Origin of the sequence: Ancylobacter sp. FA202, from assembly GCF_000380205.1 — a bacterium.
Taxonomy (GTDB): Bacteria; Pseudomonadota; Alphaproteobacteria; order Rhizobiales; family Xanthobacteraceae; genus Ancylobacter.
Genome location: NZ_KB904818.1, coordinates 2780598 through 2799183 on the forward strand (window position 1 = coordinate 2780598; position 18586 = coordinate 2799183).

Sequence of the window (18586 nt, forward strand, 5' to 3'; positions counted from 1 at the left end):
TTCCCGGGCTTTCTCCTTGCGCATCCATCTCGTCAATCCGAACACCACCCGCTCCATGACCGAGAAGATCGCGGCGGCGGCGCGGGCGGTGGCGGCGCCGGGAACGGAGATCGTCGCGGCGACGTCGACGATGGGGCCGGCCTCGATCGAAGGTCACTACGACGACGCCCTCGCCTTGCCCGGCCTGCTGGCGGCCATCGCGCAGGCGGAGGCTTTGGGCGTCGATGCCCACATCATCGCCTGTTTCGACGATACCGGGCTTGATGCCGCCCGCAGCCTCGCCCGCGCGCCCGTGGTCGGCATCGGTGAGGCGGGGTTCCATTTCGCCAGCCTCATTGCCCATCGCTTCAGCGTGGTGACGACGCTGTCGCGCTCCATCCCCGTCATCGAGGCCAACCTGCTGCGCTCGGGGCTCGAACGGCGCTGCGCCGGTGTGCGGGCCTCGGAAGTGGCGGTGCTGGAGCTGGAGGACCCCGCCTCCGATGCGCACGCCCGCATCTCCGAGGAAATCGGCCGTGCGGTGCGCGAGGACCGGGCGGACGCCATCGTGCTCGGCTGTGCCGGCATGGCCGATCTCGCCCGCGCGCTGGGCGAGGCGCATGGCGTGCCTGTCATCGACGGCGTGGCGAGCGCGGTGGCGCTGGCCGAGGGGCTGGTGCGGGTCGGCCTCGTCACCTCGAAGAGCGGGGCCTATGCCGCGCCGCGTGCCAAGGCCTATAGCGGCCGGCTGGCCGATTTTGCTCCTTCGGGCAGTTGATCGGCCTCAGCTGAGCTTGCGCAGCAGCCGCAAGGCTTGTTCGCGTTCGGGGGCGGTGAGTGCTTCGAGCGTTGCGGTGGAGATGTCCCGGGCGACAAGAACGGCGGCGTCGGTGACCTCGCGGCCGCGAACGGAGAGGTCGACGGCGCGGCGGCGCCGGTCGAGCGGGTCGTCGGCGATGACCAGCAGCGCGCGGGCCTGCAGCCGGTCGACCACGCCCTTTATGGTCGCGGCGTCGAGATGGATCAGTCGCCCCAAATGGTTCTGCGAGCAGGGGCCAATTTCTCGCAGCTTCGCAAGGGTGGCGAATTGCGGTGGGGTCAAACCCTCGATCATGCGCGCGGTGAAAAGTGCGGTATGGCGCTGGCTGGCGACGCGGAGCAGAAAGCCCACCTGCTCGTCGAGCCGATAGGCGTCGCCGCCTTCGCCACCGGCGCCGTCCGGCTGGTCCGAACCGCCCCTGTTCATGACCGCAACCTCCCCCAATACCGCAAGCTATGAGAGCACAACCCAGCCGGCTCGCAAATGCAAATTGTCAGAGGGGGGATGTGGTCGGTGGTGCCGCCTGTGCATTTGGTGGAATATCTGGCGCCCGTGCGCTCATCGGACCGTGCCCGCGCAGTTCCCCTTGCTCGATGTGATAGGCCCGGTCGCAGATCGCCGCGCATAGATCCGAACTTTGCTCGGAGATGAGCAGGGAAAGGCCGCCCGCCTTCAGCCGCAAGAGCGCACGGGTCATGTGCTCCACGACAATCGGCGCCACTCCTTCCGAGGGCTCGTCGAGCAGCAGAAGCGCCGGATTGCCGACAAGCACACGGGCCACCGCCAGCATTTGCTGCTCGCCGCCGGACATCTGTCCGCCGAGGCGCGCGCGCATGTCGGCAAGCTGGGGGAAGAGATCGAAAACTGCGTCCATCGACCAGTCCGGCAGGGTTGCGCCGGGTGGGCGCGGGCGGCGGCCGAGATCGAGATTTTCCCGCACGGTGAGCTCGGCGAAGATCCGGCGATCTTCCGGCACATAGCCGATACCGAGACGGGCGATGGCATGGGTAGGAAGCGCCGCGAGATCGCTGCCGTCAAAGGCCAGTCTGTTGGCCCGTCGGCGCACAAGGCCCATGATCGCCTTCATCGTGGTGGATTTGCCGGCGCCGTTGCGCCCGACCAGCGCCACCGCTTCGCCCGTCGCGACCTGAAGCGAAAGACCGAACAGTATCTGCGCCTCGCCATACCAGGCGTCGAGGCCATCGATCTCAAGCAGGGGAAGACGCGCACTCATGGTGCCTCGCTCAAGGAGGAGGGAGCGCCGCCGAGATAGGCCTGGCGCACCGCCGGGTCGCCCTGCACCGCCTCGACGCTGCCATTCGCGATGAGACGGCCGCGCGCCAGCACCACCACCCGGTCGGCATGGCCGAAAACCACGTCCATCGCATGCTCGGTGAACAGCACGGCGAGGCCGCGCGCGCGGGTGAGCTGGCGCACCAGCGCGATCATCGCCTGCCGCTCACCACTCGACATGCCGGCGGTGGGTTCGTCCATCAGCAGCAGGGCGGGGTCGCCGGCCAGCGCCATGGCGAGTTCGAGCCGCTTCACATCGCCATAGGCGAGGGTGGCGGCCGGTCGTTCGGCCAGTGCCGCCATGCCGGTCTGTTCCAGAAGCGCGAGCGCGTCCTCGCGTCCCATGCGGCGCGCTGGCGACCAGAGCCCGAAGACCTGCCCGCGCGCGGCGATCAGCGCCATCTGCACATTTTCCAGCGCGGTCATCGAGGCGAAGACGGTGGCGATCTGGAAGGTCCGGCCCACGCCTAGTCGGGCGATGCGGCGCGGCGCGAGGCCGGTAATATCGCGTCCGGCGAGGCGCACCCATCCCGAATCCGGCCGCAGCTGGCCGTTGATAATGTTGAAGCAGGTCGACTTGCCGGCACCGTTGGGTCCGATCAGCGCCAGCAATTCGCCGCGGGCGATGGAGAAGCTCACGCCGTCCAGCGCGTGCACGCCGCCATAATGCTTTGTCAGCGCTGAGATTTCCAGCACGGGCACGCTCATGGCGCCCCCCGTTTGCGAGGCAATCCGGCGGCCAATCCGGAGGGGAACAGGAGGACGATGAGGAGGATGATCAGGCCGAGCAGACCGCGCCAATAGGGGCTCTCGCGCATCACCATGTCCTGCAGCAAGGTGAGGCCGCCGGCGCCGAGGAGCGGCCCCATCAGCGAGTGCACGCCGCCGAGCAGCACCATCACCAGCCCGTCTATCGAGCGTCCGACCGAGATCGCTTCCGGCGAGATCGAGCCCTTGGCGAAGGCGAACAGCCCGCCCGCCGCGCCGCACAGCGTGCCGGCAATGGCAAAGGCGAGCCAGCGCACCTTTTCCACTGCAATGCCAGAGGCTTCCGCCCGCAGGCGTGAGTCCCGCGCCGCCCGCAGAGCGAGGCCGAAGGGCGCGAAGACCAGCCGCCGGATGAGAACGAGACCCAACACGGTCACGCCCAGCGCGGCGAGATAGAGCCCGTTGGCGCTGTCGAAGGGCGGGTCGGGCCAGACGCCGAACAGCCCGTTCGAGCCGCCCGTGACCTCTTCCCATTGATGGGCGATCGACCACACGATCTGCGCGAAGGCCAGGGTCAGCATGGCGAAATACACGCCTTCCAGCCGCACGCAGAACCAGCCGAACAGCACGGCGCCGGCCGCTGCCGTTGCCATGCCGACGGCGAAAGCCAGCGGCGTCGGCAGGCCGAGCACGGTGGCGGCATAGGCGGTGCCATAGGCGCCGAGGCCGAAATAGGCGGCGTGGCCGAAGGAGGCGAGGCCGCCGGGGCCCATGAGCAGATGCAGCGAGGCGGCGAACAGCGCGGCGATCACCATGTCGAGCGCCAGCACCGGGGCGTAGCTGGCGACGGCGCCGAGCAGGGGAATGCCAGCGAAAAACACCAGCGCCGCCAGCACGATGAGACGGCCCGTCCGGCCGAGCGGCACCAGCGGCGCCTCGGCTTCCCCGCGCCGGGCCTGCGCCGGCTGCGGCCGGCCGAACAGGCCATGCGGGCGCACCACCAGCACCACCGCCATGACGAGGAACTCCGCCACCAGGGTCAGCCGCGACATGTTGAAGGTGAAGCCGCCGACCTCCACCAGACCCAGTGCGGTGCACAGCGCCTTCACCTCCGCCACCAGCAGGGCGGCGACATAGGCGCCGCGGATCGAGCCCATGCCGCCGACCACAACCACGACGAAGGCGTCGCCCAGCACGGAGAGGTCCAGGGCGAGGTTGGCGGGTTCGCGCGCCATCTGCAGCGCGCCGCCGAAGCCGGCGATGCCGGTGCCCAGCGCGAAGACGGCGGTGAACAGCAGCGCCTCATTGATGCCCAGCGCCGCGACCATTTCGCGGTCCTGCGTCGCCGCCCGGATCAGACGGCCGAAACGGGTGCGTTTCAGCAGGAGATGCAGCCCGAGAAGCACGAGAGGGCCGATCAGAGCGAGGAAGATGTCGTATTCCGGCAGCCGGCGGCCCAGGAACTCCACCGCCCCCGACAGCCCCGGCGCCTGCGGCCCGAGAATGTCCTCGGGCCCCCAGAGATAGAGGGTGGCGTCGTTGACGATGAGCAGCAGGGCGAAGGTGGCGAGCAGCTGGTAGAGTTCGGGCGCGGCATAGATGCGCCGCAGCAGCACCACCTCCACCAGCGCGCCGAGCGCCGCCGTCACCAGCGCGGCCCCGAGAATGCCGCCCCAGAATCCCAGCGCGCCGCCGAAGGTCGCGCCCAGCAGCGGCGCCAGCGTCACGGCGAGGTAGAGCCCCAGCATGTAGAAGGAGCCATGCGCCATGTTCACGATGCGGGTGACGCCGAAGATGATCGACAGTCCCGCCGCGACGAGGAACAGGCCGGAGGCCGAGGCGAAGCCGTTGACCGCCTGGAACAGCAGCGACTCAAACGACATCGCGTCTTCCCGCCTGCCGCCGGCTCAGTTCGCCGCCGGTCGCAGCTTCAATACGTCGGCGTCTGAGGGCAGGACGCTGGCGCCGTCGACATAGACGGGGTCAAGCATGATGCCGCGCCCGTGCTTCACCGCCAGCGTGCCGACAAAGGCCCCCATCGTCGCCTGGTGGTCGCTGGCGCGGTAGACGAAGGGGCCGAACGGCCCGTCCACCTCCAGCCCCTCGAAGGCGTCGACCAGCTTCTCCGTGTCGGTGCTGCCGGCCTTGGCGATGCCGGCGGCGAGGGACTTTATGGTGGCGTAGCCGACGATGGAGCCAAGGCGCGGATAGTCGTCATAGGCGGCGCGGTAGGCATCAAGGAATTTCTGGTGCGCGGGGATCGTGATCGCATACCAGGGATAGCCGGTGACAACCCAGCCAATCGGCGCCTCCTCCTTCAGCGGGTCGAGATATTCCGGCTCGCCCGAGAGGAGGCTGACGACGAAGGTGCCTTCCAGCGCCCGGCGGGTATTGGCCTCGCGCACGAAGCGGGCGAGGTCGGCGGCGAACAGCACGTTGAACACGGCATCGGGCTTGGCGTCGGCGATGGCCTGCGCCACCGGGCCGGCATCGATCTTGCCGAGCGGGGTGGCCTGCTCGGCGACGAATTCGACATCCGGCTGCGCCGCCTTGAGCAGCCGCTTGAAGGTCTCGGCGGCCGACTGGCCGTACTCGTAATTGGGATAGACAATCGCCCAGCGCTTGCGGTTGGCCTTCACCGCCTCCGGCATCAGCATGGCCACTTGCATATAGGTGGAGGGGCGCAGGCGGAAAGTGTAGCGGTTGCCGTCGGCCCAGGTCAGCTTGTCGGTCAGCGGCTCGGCGGCGAGGAAAAACACTTTTCGCCGCTTGGCGAGATCGGCCACCGCCAGCCCGACATGGGAGAGGAAGGTGCCGGTGAGGAGGTCCACCTTGTCACGCGTCAGCAATTCGGTGGCGACGCGCACCGCATCGCCCGGATTGCCGCCATCGTCGCGCGAGACGAGTTCGAGCGGGCGCCCGATCACCCCACCCGCGGCGTTGATCTCCTTCAGCGCCAGCTCCATGCCCTTGCGATAGGGATCGAGGAAGGCCGCCTGCGCCTTGTAGCTGTTGAGTTCGCCGATGCGGATCGGCTCGGCGGCCGTCGCCGGGGAGAGGGCCGGCGAGATGAGCGCGGCGGCGAGGGTCGCGGCGCTGAACAGGGCCGCGCGCAGGCGCTGGGTCGGGCGCATCGCAGAACTCCGGGTGGATCGACGAGGGCAGCGTCGAAGGGGCATCAAGGGCGGGCGTCGACGTTGGGGGCGTCGAGGGGCGTTTGGCGGCCTAACCTATCGTCTTGCGGCGCGGGGTCCAGCCCCGCGCCGGGGATGACCGGTCAGGGGCCGACCTCGACCTCCGCCTCGCGCAGCCGGCTGCGCCGGGTGGCGATCAGCGCGCCGCCGGCGATGAGCCCGGCGCCGGCGAGCGTGCTGGGGGAGGGAATCTCGCTGAACGCCACCAGCCCGATCACCAGCGCCCAAAGGAAGGCGGTGTATTCGAACACGCCGAGCCGGCTGGCATCCGCCCGCCCATAGGCCCAGGCCATGCACAGATGCCCCGCCGTGCCGAGCACGCCGATGAGCACGAACAGCCCCATCTCCCCCGAGGTCACCGGCGTCCACTGCCAGGCGCCGAGCGGCGTCACCAGCACGCAGGCGAAGGCGTTCTGCAGCAGCACGATGGTGGGAATCGGGTCGCGCGCCGCCCGGCTCTTCAGCGTCACCATGGCCAGCGCATAGGTGACGGCCGCGACCAAAGCGGCGGCGATGCCCGGCCCGTTGGCGAGGCTGCCGCCGGCGCCGATGTCCAGCTCGTTCCACAGCACCACCAGCACGCCGGCAAAGCCGAGGCCGAGCGCGAGCAGGATGGACTTGCCGGGCCGCTCGCCGAGGAACAGCGCGGCGAACAGGGCGATGAACAAAGGCGAGGTGAAGGACAGCGCCAGCGCCACCGCCAGCTGCAGCACGGAGAGCGAATAGAAGAAGGTGAGGGCGGTGATCGACACCAGCACCGAGCGCCAGAGATGCGGACGCAGCATGGACGGGCCGGGCAGCGGCGTGCGGCAGGCGGCGAATACCGCGCCCGCCGCCAGTGCGCCGACGGCATAGCGCAGCATCGCGATCTGCCCGGTGCCGTGGGTGGCCGCCACATATTTGATGATGCCGTCCATGATCGACAGAATGCCGATGGCGGCGATGGTCACCAGCGCGGGGCCGTTGAGAACGGCGCGTCGAAGGGTTGCCTGCCACATGGGGATCAGCCTTCGCGCGTTCCGGCCGCCGCGAGGGGCAGGCGGTAGGAATAGTCCCAGGTGGCGGAAAGGTCGTGGCATTCGCGCGCCGGACCCTGCCGGCTGAAGCCGCAGCGCTCATAGAAGCGGTGCGCGTCGGTAAAGCGTGTGTCCGTCCACAGCCGGATTTCCGGCGCGCCGGCCGTGTGGGCCGCCTCAAGCGCGGTGGCGAACAGCGCGCGGGCGATGCCGCGCCGGCGGGCCGCGCGCGCCACATAGACCTTGAAGATCTCCAGCCCGCCCGGCGGGGCGTCGGGGTCGCTCGTGGGGGCCAGCGCCATCGAGCCGATGACGCCGCCCTCATCCTCGGCGACCCAGATTGTGCCGCCGCGCGCGTTGAAATGGCTGGCGATGGCGTCCAGCTCGGGGAATTCGGCGGCGCGGTCGAACACGCAGCCCTCATATTCGGCAAAGGCGGCGGCGATCAGCGCGGCGATGGCATCGCCATCCGCATCGGTCGCCGGCCGGATCAGGAAATCGGTCACGTCGTTCACTCCGGCCCGGCGCGGTCCATTTTCTCGCCGGGAAGGCTGGGAGAGTTCGACGGCGGGGCGCGGGCGGACTATGTTCGGCTGGTCATCTGGCGTAAAGACCATTCATTATGCCCGATACATGGATCTGAAATGGCAGGCCCGCGCTTGATCCGTGACTGTCCGCCCGCCAGCCTTCCGTTCCGGAGTGCTCTATGAACGTGTCTCGCTGTGTTGCCCGCCTGGCCTTTGTCGCCACCCTCGCCGCATTGCTCGCCGGCTGCGCCTCCCCGCCGCCGCCCCGGCCGGTCGAGCCGCCGCGGCCCCAGTTTACCTCGCCGATCTCGGCGCAGCAGGTGATGGGCAAATGGGGCCTTGCCGCCTATCACCGGCCGGAGGACGCCGCCCGCACCGAGGCGCAGGCCCGCCAGGGCTGCCGCCAGCCCTACATCATCAATGCCGGCCCTTCCGGCGGCTTCATGATGTATCTGGCCGACGACGCCCAGCCCTCCGAAGTGGTGTCGAAGCAGGTCGGCAACGGCCCGATCTATATCGGCCTGCCGGACGAGCCGCCGGGCGCGCGCTCGGACCGCGAAGTGCTGCGCTTCGACGGCCAGGTGCTGGTGCTCAAATGGATGGATCCGGAAGTCGCCGGCCGCTACGGCACCATGGTCTATGTCCGCTGCCCGTGAGAGGGCGGGACTGATTCGCCGGGACGCGCGCGGGGAGTGCCGCGCGCAGGGCTGGGTTGTTTGAGGGGCCCGGCCGGCGGCTTGGAGGCGCGCGGGCTCTCCGCTATGGTCCGGCCCGAATTCGGATCGAACGCGGGAGCCGCGAGCAAATGGCTGTGGACACACAGGTCGGGGACACATTTGGCGACGCCGCCAGCGCCGACACCCATTTCGGCTTCCGCACCGTGCCGCTCGGCGAGAAGCAGCGCATGGTCGACGAGGTGTTCCACTCGGTGGCGCGCCGCTACGACCTGATGAACGACCTGATGTCGATGGGCCTGCACCGGGTGTGGAAGGACCTTCTGGTCTCGCGCCTGCGCCCGCCGAAGAGCGACCGAAGCTTCCGTCTGCTGGATGTGGCCGGCGGCACCGGCGACGTGTCCTTCCGCACGGTGGAAGCCGGCGGGCCGGGCACGCGCGCGGTCGTGGCCGACATTAATGGCGGCATGCTCGGCGTCGGGCGCGAGCGGGCGCAGGGGCTCGGCCTTGCCGAACGGGTTGAATTCGTCGAGGCCAATGCCGAAGAACTGCCCTTCGCCGACAAGAGTTTTGATGCCGCCACCGTCGCCTTCGGCATTCGCAACGTGCCGCGCATGGACAAGGCGCTTGCCGAGATGCGCCGCGTGCTGAAGCCCGGCGGGCGCTGCTTCGTGCTGGAATTCTCCCGCGTCGACGTCCCGGGGCTCGATGCCATTTACGACACCTATTCGTTCAAGCTGATTCCCGGCATGGGCAAGCTGGTGACGGGCGACGCCGAGTCCTACCAGTACCTCGTCGAATCGATCCGCAAATTTCCCCCGCCGGAAGCGTTCGCCGAGCTGATGCGCGAGGCGGGGTTCAAGCGCGTGGCATGGCAGCCGCTCACCGGCGGCATCGTCGCGCTGCATTCCGGCGTGCGGATCTAGCGCCGTGGCCACTCCCCTCGGTGATTATCTACGCCTCGCCCGTGCCGGCTTCGTGATGGCGCGCGAGGGCGTCGCCTCGCGCATCGACCCCGGCGTGCGCCCGCCCGGCTCCGAGCCGCTGTTTGCGCTCGCCGGGCTGATCGAGCGGCGCGGCCCGGCCTCCAGCGCCGCCCGGCTCGGCGCCGCGCTGTCCCGGCTCGGCCCGTCCTATGTGAAGCTCGGCCAGTTCCTCGCCACGCGGCCGGATGTGGTCGGCCCGCAGCTGGCGCGCGACCTGGAACTGCTGCAGGACCGCATGCCGCCCTTTCCGCAGGAGGTGGCGGAGGCGACCATCGCCCGCACGTTCGACCGGCCGGTGAGCGCGGTCTATGCCAGGCTCGACCTGCCGCTGGCCGCCGCCTCGATCGCGCAGGTGCATCAGGCCGAGGTGATCGAGGCCGACGGCACGGCGCGCCGCGTGGCGGTGAAGGTGCTGCGCCCGGACGTGCAGCGGCGCTTCCGCATCGACCTCTCCTCCTTCTACCGCGCCGCCCGGCTCGGCGAGAGCTCCTCGCCGGAGGGCAAGCGGCTGCGGCTGGTGGCGGTGGTGGACACGCTCGCCCGCTCGGTGTCGATGGAGATGGACCTGCGGCTGGAAGCGGCCGCCATGTCCGAACTGGCGCAGAACACCGCCGAGGATCCCGATTTCCGCGTGCCGGCGGTGGACTGGGACCGCACCGGGCGCGAGGTGCTGACCACCGAATGGGTGGACGGCATCAAGCTGAACAATCTGGAGGCGCTGCGCGCCGCCGGGCACGACCTGCCGCAGCTCGGGCGCATCGTGATGCAGTCCTTCCTGCGCCACGCGCTGCGCGACGGCTTCTTCCACGCCGACATGCATCCCGGCAATCTGTTCATCGATCCCGACGGCAAGCTGGTGGCGGTGGATTGCGGCATTATGGGCCGGCTCGGGCACAAGGAGCGGCGCTTCCTCGCCGAAATCCTGTTCGGCTTCATCACCCGCGACTGGCTGCGCACGGCGCAGGTGCATTTCGAGGCCGGCTATGTCCCCCCGCACCACTCCGTGGAGGATTTCGCCCAGGCGATCCGTGCCATTGGCGAGCCGATCTATTCACGACGCGCCGACCAGATTTCCATGGCCAAGCTGTTGACCCTGCTGTTCGAGGTGACGGCGCTGTTCGACATGCAGACAAGGCCCGAACTGCTGCTGCTGCAGAAGACCATGGTGGTGGTGGAGGGCGTCGCCCGCAATCTCGACCCGCAGCTCGACATGTGGAAGACCGCCGAGCCTGTGGTACGCGCCTGGATCGAGCGCAATCTCGGCCCGGCCGGGCGGATCGAGGAGGTGGCGACCGGCATCGGGGCGGTGGGTCGCTCGCTGCAGACCCTGCCGGAACTCATCGCCCATGGCCAGCGCATCGCCGCCCAGCTCGACGCCGCCACCCGCGACGGCCTGACCCTCTCGCCCGCCACCACCGACGCCATCGGCCGCGCCGAGGGGCGGGGCAATCGCTGGATGACGCTGGCTCTGTGGGCGATCGCCGGGCTGATCCTGATACAGATGCTGTTCTGAAGCCGATCGCCTCAGGCCGGATTGCGTAATCGGACCTGTGCAACTTTAGGCTGCGAACTGGGTTACAATGGTGTAATGCTACTCCCTGCAACCTTTGCGGGGAGAAGGACCATGCGTGCCCTCACCATGCTGTGCCTCGCCGGAGCGGTAGGCCTCACCACCGCCGCCGCGCAATACGCCTACAGCCAGTCGCCCTATGTGCCGGCGGCGCAGTTCTGCGCCAATGGCACCAGCGCGCCCTGCGCGATCATCCCGGCCTATATCGGGCCGGACCCATCGCTCGGCAACAAGGTCGGCTACAGCGGCATCATCGGGCAATTGCCCACGAGCAGCGCCGGCGATTCGCAGACACCGTTCGACAACATGTCGTGGCAGAGCTTCGTCGGGCTCAACTGGATCGCCGGCACTGAATCCGCCCCTGCCGCCACCGGCCTCAGCGCCGCCGGCGTCCGCGTGTGGCAGACATGGGCGAAGGTGAACCGCGTGTTCGGCAATTCGCCGGTGCAGGCCTCCTGCGCCAATCCGTCGGGCCTGCCGGTCATTTCCATCGGCAGCGACGGCAAGGGCAACCCTTCCCAGAAGAATGACGACTATTATCAAGCCTCCACCGATGTGCCGCTGATCGACATCAACGGCAATTGGACGCTCTATGAGCGGCGGCTCAACGTCACCGAGATCGCCTATCTCGCGGCGCCGGACGGCAACCTGCTCAACACGCTACTCACCGTCGCGGGGCAGACGAACTTCGTCGCGGCCGGCAACAGCGTCGCTTTCACCGCCTCTTCCACCGACCCGCAGGGCGCGCGCGGCTCCATGGAGCTGAAGATCGCCTGGCGTGTCCTGGGGGCGACTGACGATGCGAGCCGCTACATCACCCAGAACGTGCTGCTGGCGGTGGCGCCGGACCTTGTGAGCAATACCCAGCCGATCTGCGCCACGGTGACGGTGGGCATGGTCGGCATGCATATCGTGCAACGCAATCCCGACTATGCAACGAACAAAAATCTGCTGCCCGAATGGATCTGGTCCACCTTCGAGCATGTCGATAACGCCCCGCTGGCACCGGCGGCTTGTGACCCGACCGCTCCGGTCGGGTGCGCGAACCTCAACCAGCCCTCCTGCGGCGCGGCGCCGAGCGCCGCAGCGGCGTCCTATTTCGTCCCGTCCACCAGCGCCACGACCAACGTTCCTCCCACGCCCTTGTCCACCCTGCCCAACTTCGTCTGGAACCCGGCCCAGCCCTACGCCAAGGGCTATGTCCAGCCGGTGAGCGTGGGCGCGCGCACGCTTTATTCCGGCCCGCAGGTGGTGCGCTGCTGGCAGATTTACAGTCTGACGGTGGCGCTCAACCAGCAATGGCAAAAGGCGCTCGCCGGCTCGCCGCTGGCCAATTACCAGCTCGTCGGCACCCAATGGGGCGCCGGCCTGGAAACCTACCTCGCGCCCTATCCCAGCGACGCCGTGCCGGGCCTGCTCTCCAACGCGACGCTGGAAACCTACATCCAGAACAACACCCAGCCCACCGCCTCCGGCGGCGTCGGTTCCTGCATCGGCTGCCACCGCGCGGCGACGCTGGTGGATAACACGACGCCGTCCGATTTCAGCTTCCTGCCGAGCCTCGCCACGCCCACACCGACACGTTTTCAGTTCGCGCGCTAAGATGCGCGCCCGCCGCCGGTGTCCTCCTGCCGGCGGCGGGCGTTCAGCATGTTCGCGGTTGCCCTTCGGCCGAATCGGCGTTTGGCTGTATGAACGCCGGAATGTCCCGATCCGGGCCCGGGGAACGCCATGCTTGAGGACAAGCGCCTTCTGCTCATCATCGGCGGCGGCATCGCCGCCTATAAGAGCCTCGACCTGATCCGCCGGCTGAAAGAGCGCGGCGCGTCGGTGCGGGTGGTGATGACATCAGCCGCGCAGCATTTCATCACCCCGCTGGCGGCCGGGGCGCTGAGCCATGACCGCGTCTTCACCGAGCTGTTCGACCGCGAGGCGGAGCAGGATATCGGCCATATCCGCCTGTCGCGCGAGGCGGACCTTCTCATTGTGGCGCCCGCCACCGCCGATCTTATGGCGAAGATGGCGCATGGCCTCGCCGACGACCTCGCTTCCGCCGTGCTGCTGGCGAACACGCGGCCCGTGCTTCTCGCTCCGGCGATGAACCCGGCCATGTGGGCGAATGTCGCCACCCGCCGCAACGCGGCGCAGCTGGCCGCCGACGGGGTCCGTTTTGTCGGGCCCAATGCCGGCGCCATGGCCGAGCGCGGCGAGGACGGGGCAGGGCGCATGGCCGAGCCGCTGGAGATCGTCGCCACTGTCGAGGCGATGCTGGCGGCCGGCGGGCCGCTGAGCGGGCGGCATGTGCTTGTCACGTCAGGCCCGACGCATGAGCCGATCGACCCGGTGCGCTATATCGCCAACCGTTCCTCCGGCAAGCAGGGCCACGCCATCGCCGCCGCCGCCGCGCGGGCCGGGGCGCGGGTGACGCTGGTGAGCGGGCCGGTGAACCTGCCCGCGCCGCCCGGCGTCACGCTGCGCCCGGTGGAAAGCGCGCGCGACATGCTGGCGGCGGTGGAGACCGCGTTGCCGGCCGATGTCGCCATCTTCGCCGCTGCGGTGGCCGACTGGCGCGCCGCGAGCGAGGCGCCGGAGAAGATGAAGAAGGATGGTGGCGCGCTGCCGCCGCTGGCGCTGACCGAGAACCCCGACATCCTCGCCACCATCGCGCACCGCACCAGCGGCCGGCCGCGCCTCGTCATCGGCTTCGCGGCGGAGACGCAGAATGTGGTGGCCTATGCGCAGGCCAAGCGCGCCCGCAAGGGCTGCGACTGGATCGTCGCCAATGATGTCTCCGCCCATAGCGGCATTCCCGGCGGGGTGATGGGCGGCGACACCAACGAAGTGCATCTGATCACCGCCGAGGGCAGCGAGGCCTGGCCACGCGCCTCGAAGGCGGAGGTCGCCGCGCGGCTGATCGCCCGCATTGCCGCCGCGCTGGGCGAGAGGGAGAGTGAATCATGAGTATCGAGGTTGCTGTCCGCGTGCTGCCACATGGCGAGGGCCTGCCGCTTCCCGCCTATGCCACACAGGGCTCGGCCGGGCTCGATCTGATGGCGGCGCTGGCGGAGGGCGAGACGCTGACGCTCGCCCCGCTCGCCCGCGCGGCTGTGCCGACCGGGCTGGCGCTGGCGCTGCCGGAAGGGTTCGAGGCGCAGGTGCGCCCGCGCTCCGGCCTCGCGCTCAAGCAGGGGCTGACGGTGCTGAATGCGCCGGGCACGGTCGATTCCGACTATCGCGGCGAGGTGAAGGTGATCCTGGTCAATCTCGGCCCTGAACCGGTGGTGCTGGAGCGCGGCCAGCGCATCGCCCAGATGGTGGTGGCGCCGGTGACGCACATTCATCTGGTTGAGGTCGGGAATTTGGAGGAAACAACGCGGGGAGAAGGTGGATTTGGCTCCACGGGGCTCGACGGCCGGCAAATATCGCGCTAGCCAAGAGCCATGCCGCGCCTCTCCGATAAAAGCCTCCTCGCCATCGCCGCCGTCGTCGACGTCGCGCTGCACGCCCGCGGCATGCCGGTGGCGGCCAAGGCGCTCGCCGCGCGGCACGAATTGCCGCCCCGCCATCTCGAGCCGGTGCTGCAGGCCCTCGTTCACGCCGGGGTGCTGAAGGGCGTGCGCGGCCCGCGCGGCGGCTATGAGCTGGCGCGCGAGCGGCGGCGGATCACGGTGGCGGAAGTGGTGCGCGTGGTCGAGGCCGAGAGCGAGGAGGCGCTGGATGCCTTCCCCCCCATCGTCCGCGATATCGTGCAGCCGGCGGTGGCCGAGGCGGAGCGTGCCTTCGAGGCGGCGCTGGACGCGGTGACGGTGGAAGACCTCTGCCGCGCCGCCGCGCAAAACACGCTGCGCAAGGGCATGCCCGAGGGCATCGATTTCACCATTTGATTTTGTAGATAATTTGTTTTCTCGACTTTGAGTCGTGAATATGTTAGCCCTGCCAGCGAAAACCGTTCGTTGAAGAACAATTCGCTACTGACGGGCCGCGCCAGTTTGCCGGCCCGCTTGCTGGAGGCACCCATGGCCGACACCGCTCCCAAAACCGCCGCCACCGCCAAGCCGGGGCGCGGGCGCGTCTATTCCTCGATCACCGAAACCATCGGCAACACGCCGCTGGTGCAGCTGAACCGGCTGCCGGCCGAGCGCGGCGTGAAGGCGCGCATCCTTGCCAAGCTTGAGTTCTTCAACCCGATCGGCTCGGTCAAGGACCGCATCGGCGTCTCGATGATCGAGGCGCTGGAGGAGGCGGGCGTCATCAAGGCCGGCACCGTGCTGGTCGAGCCCACCTCGGGCAATACCGGCATCGCGCTGGCCTTCGTCGCCGCCGCGCGGGGCTATCGCCTGATCCTCGTCATGCCGGAATCAATGTCGGTGGAGCGCCGCAAGATGCTGGCGCTGCTCGGCGCCGAGCTGGTGCTGACCCCGGCGGCGCAGGGCATGCGCGGCGCGGTGGCGCGGGCGGAAGAGCTGGTGAAGGAGCTTCCCGACGCCATCATTCCCCAGCAGTTCCGCAACCCCGCCAACCCCGCCATCCACCGCAGCACCACGGCGGAGGAAATCTGGAACGACACTGAGGGCGGGGTCGACATCGTCATCTCCGGCGTCGGCACCGGCGGCACCATTACCGGCCTCGGCCAGGTGCTGAAGCCGCGCAAGCCCGGCCTGCGCATGGTCGCGGTCGAGCCTGAGGACAGCCCGGTGCTGTCCGGTGGCCAGCCCGGCCCGCATAAGATCCAGGGCATCGGCGCCGGCTTCGTGCCCGACGTGCTCGACCGTTCGGTGATCGATGAGGTGGTGACGGTGGGCAACCAGACCGCCTTCGAGACCGCCCGCGCCATCGCCCGGCTGGAAGGCATTCCCGTCGGCATCTCCTCGGGTGCGGCCATCGCGGCGGCGCTGGAGGTCGGCGCGCGGCCGGAGAACGAGGGCAAGACCATCGTGGTCATCATCCCCTCCTTCGCCGAGCGCTATCTTTCTACCGCCCTGTTCGAGGGACTCTGACCGGACTTTGATCCTTGGCCTGTGTAGCGCGGCCCCGGCCCTTCTAGTGCGACTCCGGCTTCGATAAAGTCGCGTTGATTCGGTGCCTCGCCATGGGCGGGGCGCCTGCCGGAGGGCGGCAGTCGGCAAGGGGAGGCGGGCGCGGATGGCGCATCCGGCCGGCAAGGGCGGGACAGAAGACGGCTGGCGCGCCAACGCGCGCGCCGCCGGTGGTTCACGCCCGGTTCCCAGCTTTGTCGGCCGCTTTGTTGACCGCCTGGCCCCGCGCCAGTGGCGACGCCGCGCCGCGCGTCTGCTGAGGCGCCTTGCCCGCCAGATGGCGCGCGTTCTTGCCGCCCCGCCGGCCAAGGTCGCGGGTGTGGCCAGCTTCGGCCTTGCCGTCCACAACCTTCCCGTCCAAGCCCAGTCTGCCGCACAGGCCCAGCCCGCCGGGCAGCCCGCCGCCGACGGGCTGTTCGCCGTGTTGGCGGTGCAGGACCCGAGCGCGCTGATCGGGCTAGCCCTCGTCGTCGGCCTCATCGTCTTCGCCGCCACCACCGCCATCGTGCATTTGCGCTACCGCCGGCAGTCGCTGCGCCGCGAGGCGGAGGCGTTTGGCGAGATCGCCCGGCTGGAAGCGCAGATCGACGAGGCGCGGGCCCTCTTGATGGCCGAGCCGCAGATCGTCGTGGTCTGGCGCGATCCCGCTGCGGAGCCGGAGATCATCGGTAACACCCCCGCCTTCACCGGCGTCGCCGCCCCCGCGCGCATCCTCGCCTTTGGCGTCTGGCTCAGCCCGGCCTCGGCGGGCGAGATCGAGGCGGCGGTGGATCGGCTGCGGGCCCGCGGCGCGCCACTCACCGCCACGCTGGCGACGCAGGATGGCCGCTTCGTCGAGGCGGAGGGGCGGCCCGTCGGCTCGGCCGTGGTGCTGCGGCTGCGCGACATTACCGGCGTGCGGCTCGACCAGGCGCGGCTTGAGGCCGCCTATCGCGCGCTTGACGACGAGACCTCGGCGCTGCGCGCGCTGCTGGAGGCGCTGCCCGCCCCGGTCTGGGTCGGGGGCGAGGACGGAAAGCTGCGCTGGAGCAATGCCGCCTACGCCCATGCGGTGGAAGCGCGCGACGGCCATGACGCGACCCAGCGCGACCTGTCGCTGCTCGACCGGCAGACCCGGACCCGGGCGCAGGCGCTGCACGCGGACAGCCAGCCCTTCAAGGCGCGCCTGCCGGTCGTGATCGCCGGCACGCGGCAGGTGCGCGACGTGCTGGAAGTGCCTGTTGGCGGCGGCGCCGCCGGCATCGCGCTCGACGCCACCGAGGCCGAGACGGTGCGGGCCGAGCTCGCCCATGTCGTCGGCGCCCATCGCCGCACGCTCGACCAGCTGGCCACCGCCGTGGCGATCTTCGGCGCCGACCAGCGGCTGGTGTTCCACAATGCCGCCTATGCCAGCCTGTTCGAGCTCGACGCCGCCTTTCTCGACGACCGGCCGACCGACGGCGCGGTGCTCGACCGGCTGCGGGCGGCGCGGCGCCTGCCGGAACAGGCGGATTTCCGCGTCTGGCGCGAGGATCTGCATGGCGCCTACCGCGCCATCGAGCCGCGCGAGCACTGGTGGCATTTGCCGGGCGGGCGCACGCTGCGCGTCGTTACCGCCCCGAACCCCGAGGGCGGCGTCACCTATCTGTTCGACGAGGTGACCGAGCGCCTGGCGCTGGAAAGCCGCTTCAACTCGCTCACCCGCATCCAGAGCGAGACGCTGGACGCGCTGGCCGAGGCGGTGGCGGTGTTCGGCAGCGACGGGCGGCTCGGCCTCTCCAATTCCGCTTTCCGGCAGCTGTGGAAGCTCGACAAGGCCGCGCTTGGCGCCCATCCCCATATCGACGCGGTGGCCGAGGCCTGCCGTCGGCTGACCGCCGACGGCACAGTGTGGCCAAGGCTGCGTGCCGCCGTCACCGGCATCGAGGCGAGGGTGCCGACCGAGTTCCGCATGGAGCGCAGCGACGGCATCATTCTCGACGGTTCCACCCAGCCGCTGCCGGATGGCGGCACGCTGGTGACGCTGCGCGACATCACCGACAGCGTGCAGGTCGAGCGCGCGCTGGTGGAGCGCAACGAGGCGCTGGTCGCCGCCGACCACCTCAAGAGCACTTTTGTCGGCCATGTCTCCTATGAGCTGCGCTCGCCGCTGACGACGATCATCGGCTTCGCCCAGCTGCTGGACGACACCGGCATCGGTCCGCTCAACCCCAAGCAGCGCGCCTATGTGAACCACATCACCGAGAGTAGCGCGGCGCTGCTGGCGATCATCAACGACATTCTCGACCTCGCCACCATCGACGCCGGCGCGATGACGCTGGAATTGGGCGAGGTCGATCTGCGCGCGGCGATGGAGGCGGCGGCGGAAGGGGTGCGCGACCGCCTCGCCGAGGGCGGCATTCGCCTCTCCATCGAACTGCCGCCGGCCGCCGGCACCTTCCGTGCGGACGGCAAGCGGGTGCGGCAGGTGCTGTACAACCTGCTTTCCAATGCCGTCGGCTTCGCGCCCGAGGGCTCCACCATCACGCTCGCGGCCGAGCGGCGGGACGACAAGGTGGTGTTCCGCGTGCGCGACACCGGGCCGGGCATCCCGCCGGAAATCGGCGCGCGGGTGTTCGACCGCTTCGAGAGCCACACCGCCGGCTCGCGCCATCGCGGCGTCGGGCTCGGCCTCTCCATCGTGCGCTCGCTGGTGGCGCTGCATGGCGGTACAGTGAGCCTGAGCGCGGCGCCGGGCGGGGGTACGCTCGTCACCTGCACCTTCCCCCGCGCGGCGGACGCCGGCCGGGACGCGGCGGAGTAGA

17 protein-coding genes are annotated in these 18586 nt (G+C 69.6%); 10 read left to right on the forward strand and 7 right to left on the reverse strand.

The window, feature by feature from the left end:
- The first annotated feature begins 16 nt into the window (after positions 1–16).
- A complete protein-coding gene (locus A3M1_RS0112620; RefSeq protein WP_018389336.1) occupies positions 17–757 on the forward strand; it encodes an aspartate/glutamate racemase family protein in 741 nt (246 codons plus the stop codon).
- A 6-nt stretch (positions 758–763) separates the two neighbouring features.
- Here A3M1_RS0112620 and A3M1_RS0112625 read toward each other — a convergent pair whose 3' ends face one another.
- The 7 genes from A3M1_RS0112625 to A3M1_RS0112655 form a co-directional block, all read right to left on the reverse strand.
- Positions 764–1225 carry a MarR family winged helix-turn-helix transcriptional regulator gene (locus tag A3M1_RS0112625; RefSeq protein ID WP_018389337.1) on the reverse strand — a complete coding sequence of 154 codons (462 nt, stop codon included), beginning with the start codon at positions 1223–1225 and terminating at the stop codon, positions 764–766.
- A 67-nt stretch (positions 1226–1292) separates the two neighbouring features.
- On the reverse strand, positions 1293–2033 hold the full coding sequence (locus A3M1_RS0112630) for an ABC transporter ATP-binding protein (protein WP_018389338.1): 741 nt from the start codon (positions 2031–2033) through the stop codon (positions 1293–1295).
- The gene (locus A3M1_RS0112635) at positions 2030–2800 is read right to left on the reverse strand and encodes an ABC transporter ATP-binding protein (RefSeq protein WP_018389339.1); all 771 of its coding nucleotides are present in this window, start codon (positions 2798–2800) and stop codon (positions 2030–2032) included. The genes A3M1_RS0112630 and A3M1_RS0112635 overlap by 4 nt, the downstream gene beginning before the upstream one ends.
- Positions 2797–4683, reverse strand: a complete 1887-nt coding sequence (locus tag A3M1_RS0112640) for an ABC transporter permease (RefSeq protein WP_018389340.1) — start codon at positions 4681–4683, stop codon at positions 2797–2799. Before A3M1_RS0112640 ends, A3M1_RS0112635 begins: the two co-directional genes overlap by 4 nt.
- Before the next feature lie 24 nt (positions 4684–4707).
- Positions 4708–5934, reverse strand: coding sequence for an ABC transporter substrate-binding protein (locus A3M1_RS0112645; protein ID WP_018389341.1), 1227 nt, complete (start codon positions 5932–5934; stop codon positions 4708–4710).
- Positions 5935–6077: 143 nt separating this feature from the next.
- Positions 6078–6992, reverse strand: a complete 915-nt coding sequence (locus A3M1_RS0112650; RefSeq protein WP_018389342.1) for a DMT family transporter — start codon at positions 6990–6992, stop codon at positions 6078–6080.
- Positions 6993–6997: 5 nt separating this feature from the next.
- Positions 6998–7516 (reverse strand): GNAT family N-acetyltransferase, encoded by a 519-nt coding sequence (locus tag A3M1_RS0112655; RefSeq protein ID WP_018964099.1) that lies wholly within the window; start codon positions 7514–7516, stop codon positions 6998–7000.
- 200 nt (positions 7517–7716) lie between these two features.
- Between A3M1_RS0112655 and A3M1_RS0112660 the strand changes: the two genes are divergently transcribed.
- The 9 genes from A3M1_RS0112660 (at position 7717) to A3M1_RS0112700 (ending at position 18585) form a co-directional block, all read left to right on the forward strand.
- The gene (locus A3M1_RS0112660; RefSeq protein ID WP_018389344.1) at positions 7717–8193 is read left to right on the forward strand and encodes a hypothetical protein; all 477 of its coding nucleotides are present in this window, start codon (positions 7717–7719) and stop codon (positions 8191–8193) included.
- 149 nt (positions 8194–8342) lie between these two features.
- On the forward strand, positions 8343–9137 hold the full coding sequence (gene ubiE, locus A3M1_RS0112665; protein ID WP_018389345.1) for a bifunctional demethylmenaquinone methyltransferase/2-methoxy-6-polyprenyl-1,4-benzoquinol methylase UbiE: 795 nt from the start codon (positions 8343–8345) through the stop codon (positions 9135–9137).
- 4 nt (positions 9138–9141) lie between these two features.
- Positions 9142–10710, forward strand: coding sequence for a 2-polyprenylphenol 6-hydroxylase (gene ubiB, locus A3M1_RS0112670; protein ID WP_018389346.1), 1569 nt, complete (start codon positions 9142–9144; stop codon positions 10708–10710).
- A gap of 111 nt (positions 10711–10821) precedes the next feature.
- Complete coding sequence (locus A3M1_RS0112675; RefSeq protein WP_018389347.1) at positions 10822–12369, forward strand: hypothetical protein; 1548 nt, start codon at positions 10822–10824, stop codon at positions 12367–12369.
- Between the two features lie 129 nt (positions 12370–12498).
- A complete protein-coding gene (gene coaBC / locus A3M1_RS0112680) occupies positions 12499–13728 on the forward strand; it encodes a bifunctional phosphopantothenoylcysteine decarboxylase/phosphopantothenate--cysteine ligase CoaBC (protein ID WP_018389348.1) in 1230 nt (409 codons plus the stop codon).
- The gene (dut, locus tag A3M1_RS0112685; protein ID WP_018389349.1) at positions 13725–14198 is read left to right on the forward strand and encodes a dUTP diphosphatase; all 474 of its coding nucleotides are present in this window, start codon (positions 13725–13727) and stop codon (positions 14196–14198) included. Before coaBC ends, dut begins: the two co-directional genes overlap by 4 nt.
- A gap of 9 nt (positions 14199–14207) precedes the next feature.
- The gene (locus A3M1_RS0112690; RefSeq protein WP_018389350.1) at positions 14208–14651 is read left to right on the forward strand and encodes an Rrf2 family transcriptional regulator; all 444 of its coding nucleotides are present in this window, start codon (positions 14208–14210) and stop codon (positions 14649–14651) included.
- 132 nt (positions 14652–14783) lie between these two features.
- Positions 14784–15764 (forward strand): cysteine synthase A, encoded by a 981-nt coding sequence (gene cysK, locus A3M1_RS0112695; protein WP_018389351.1) that lies wholly within the window; start codon positions 14784–14786, stop codon positions 15762–15764.
- Between the two features lie 145 nt (positions 15765–15909).
- Positions 15910–18585, forward strand: a complete 2676-nt coding sequence (locus tag A3M1_RS0112700; RefSeq protein WP_018389352.1) for a PAS domain-containing sensor histidine kinase — start codon at positions 15910–15912, stop codon at positions 18583–18585.
- Position 18586: the final 1 nt, after the last annotated feature.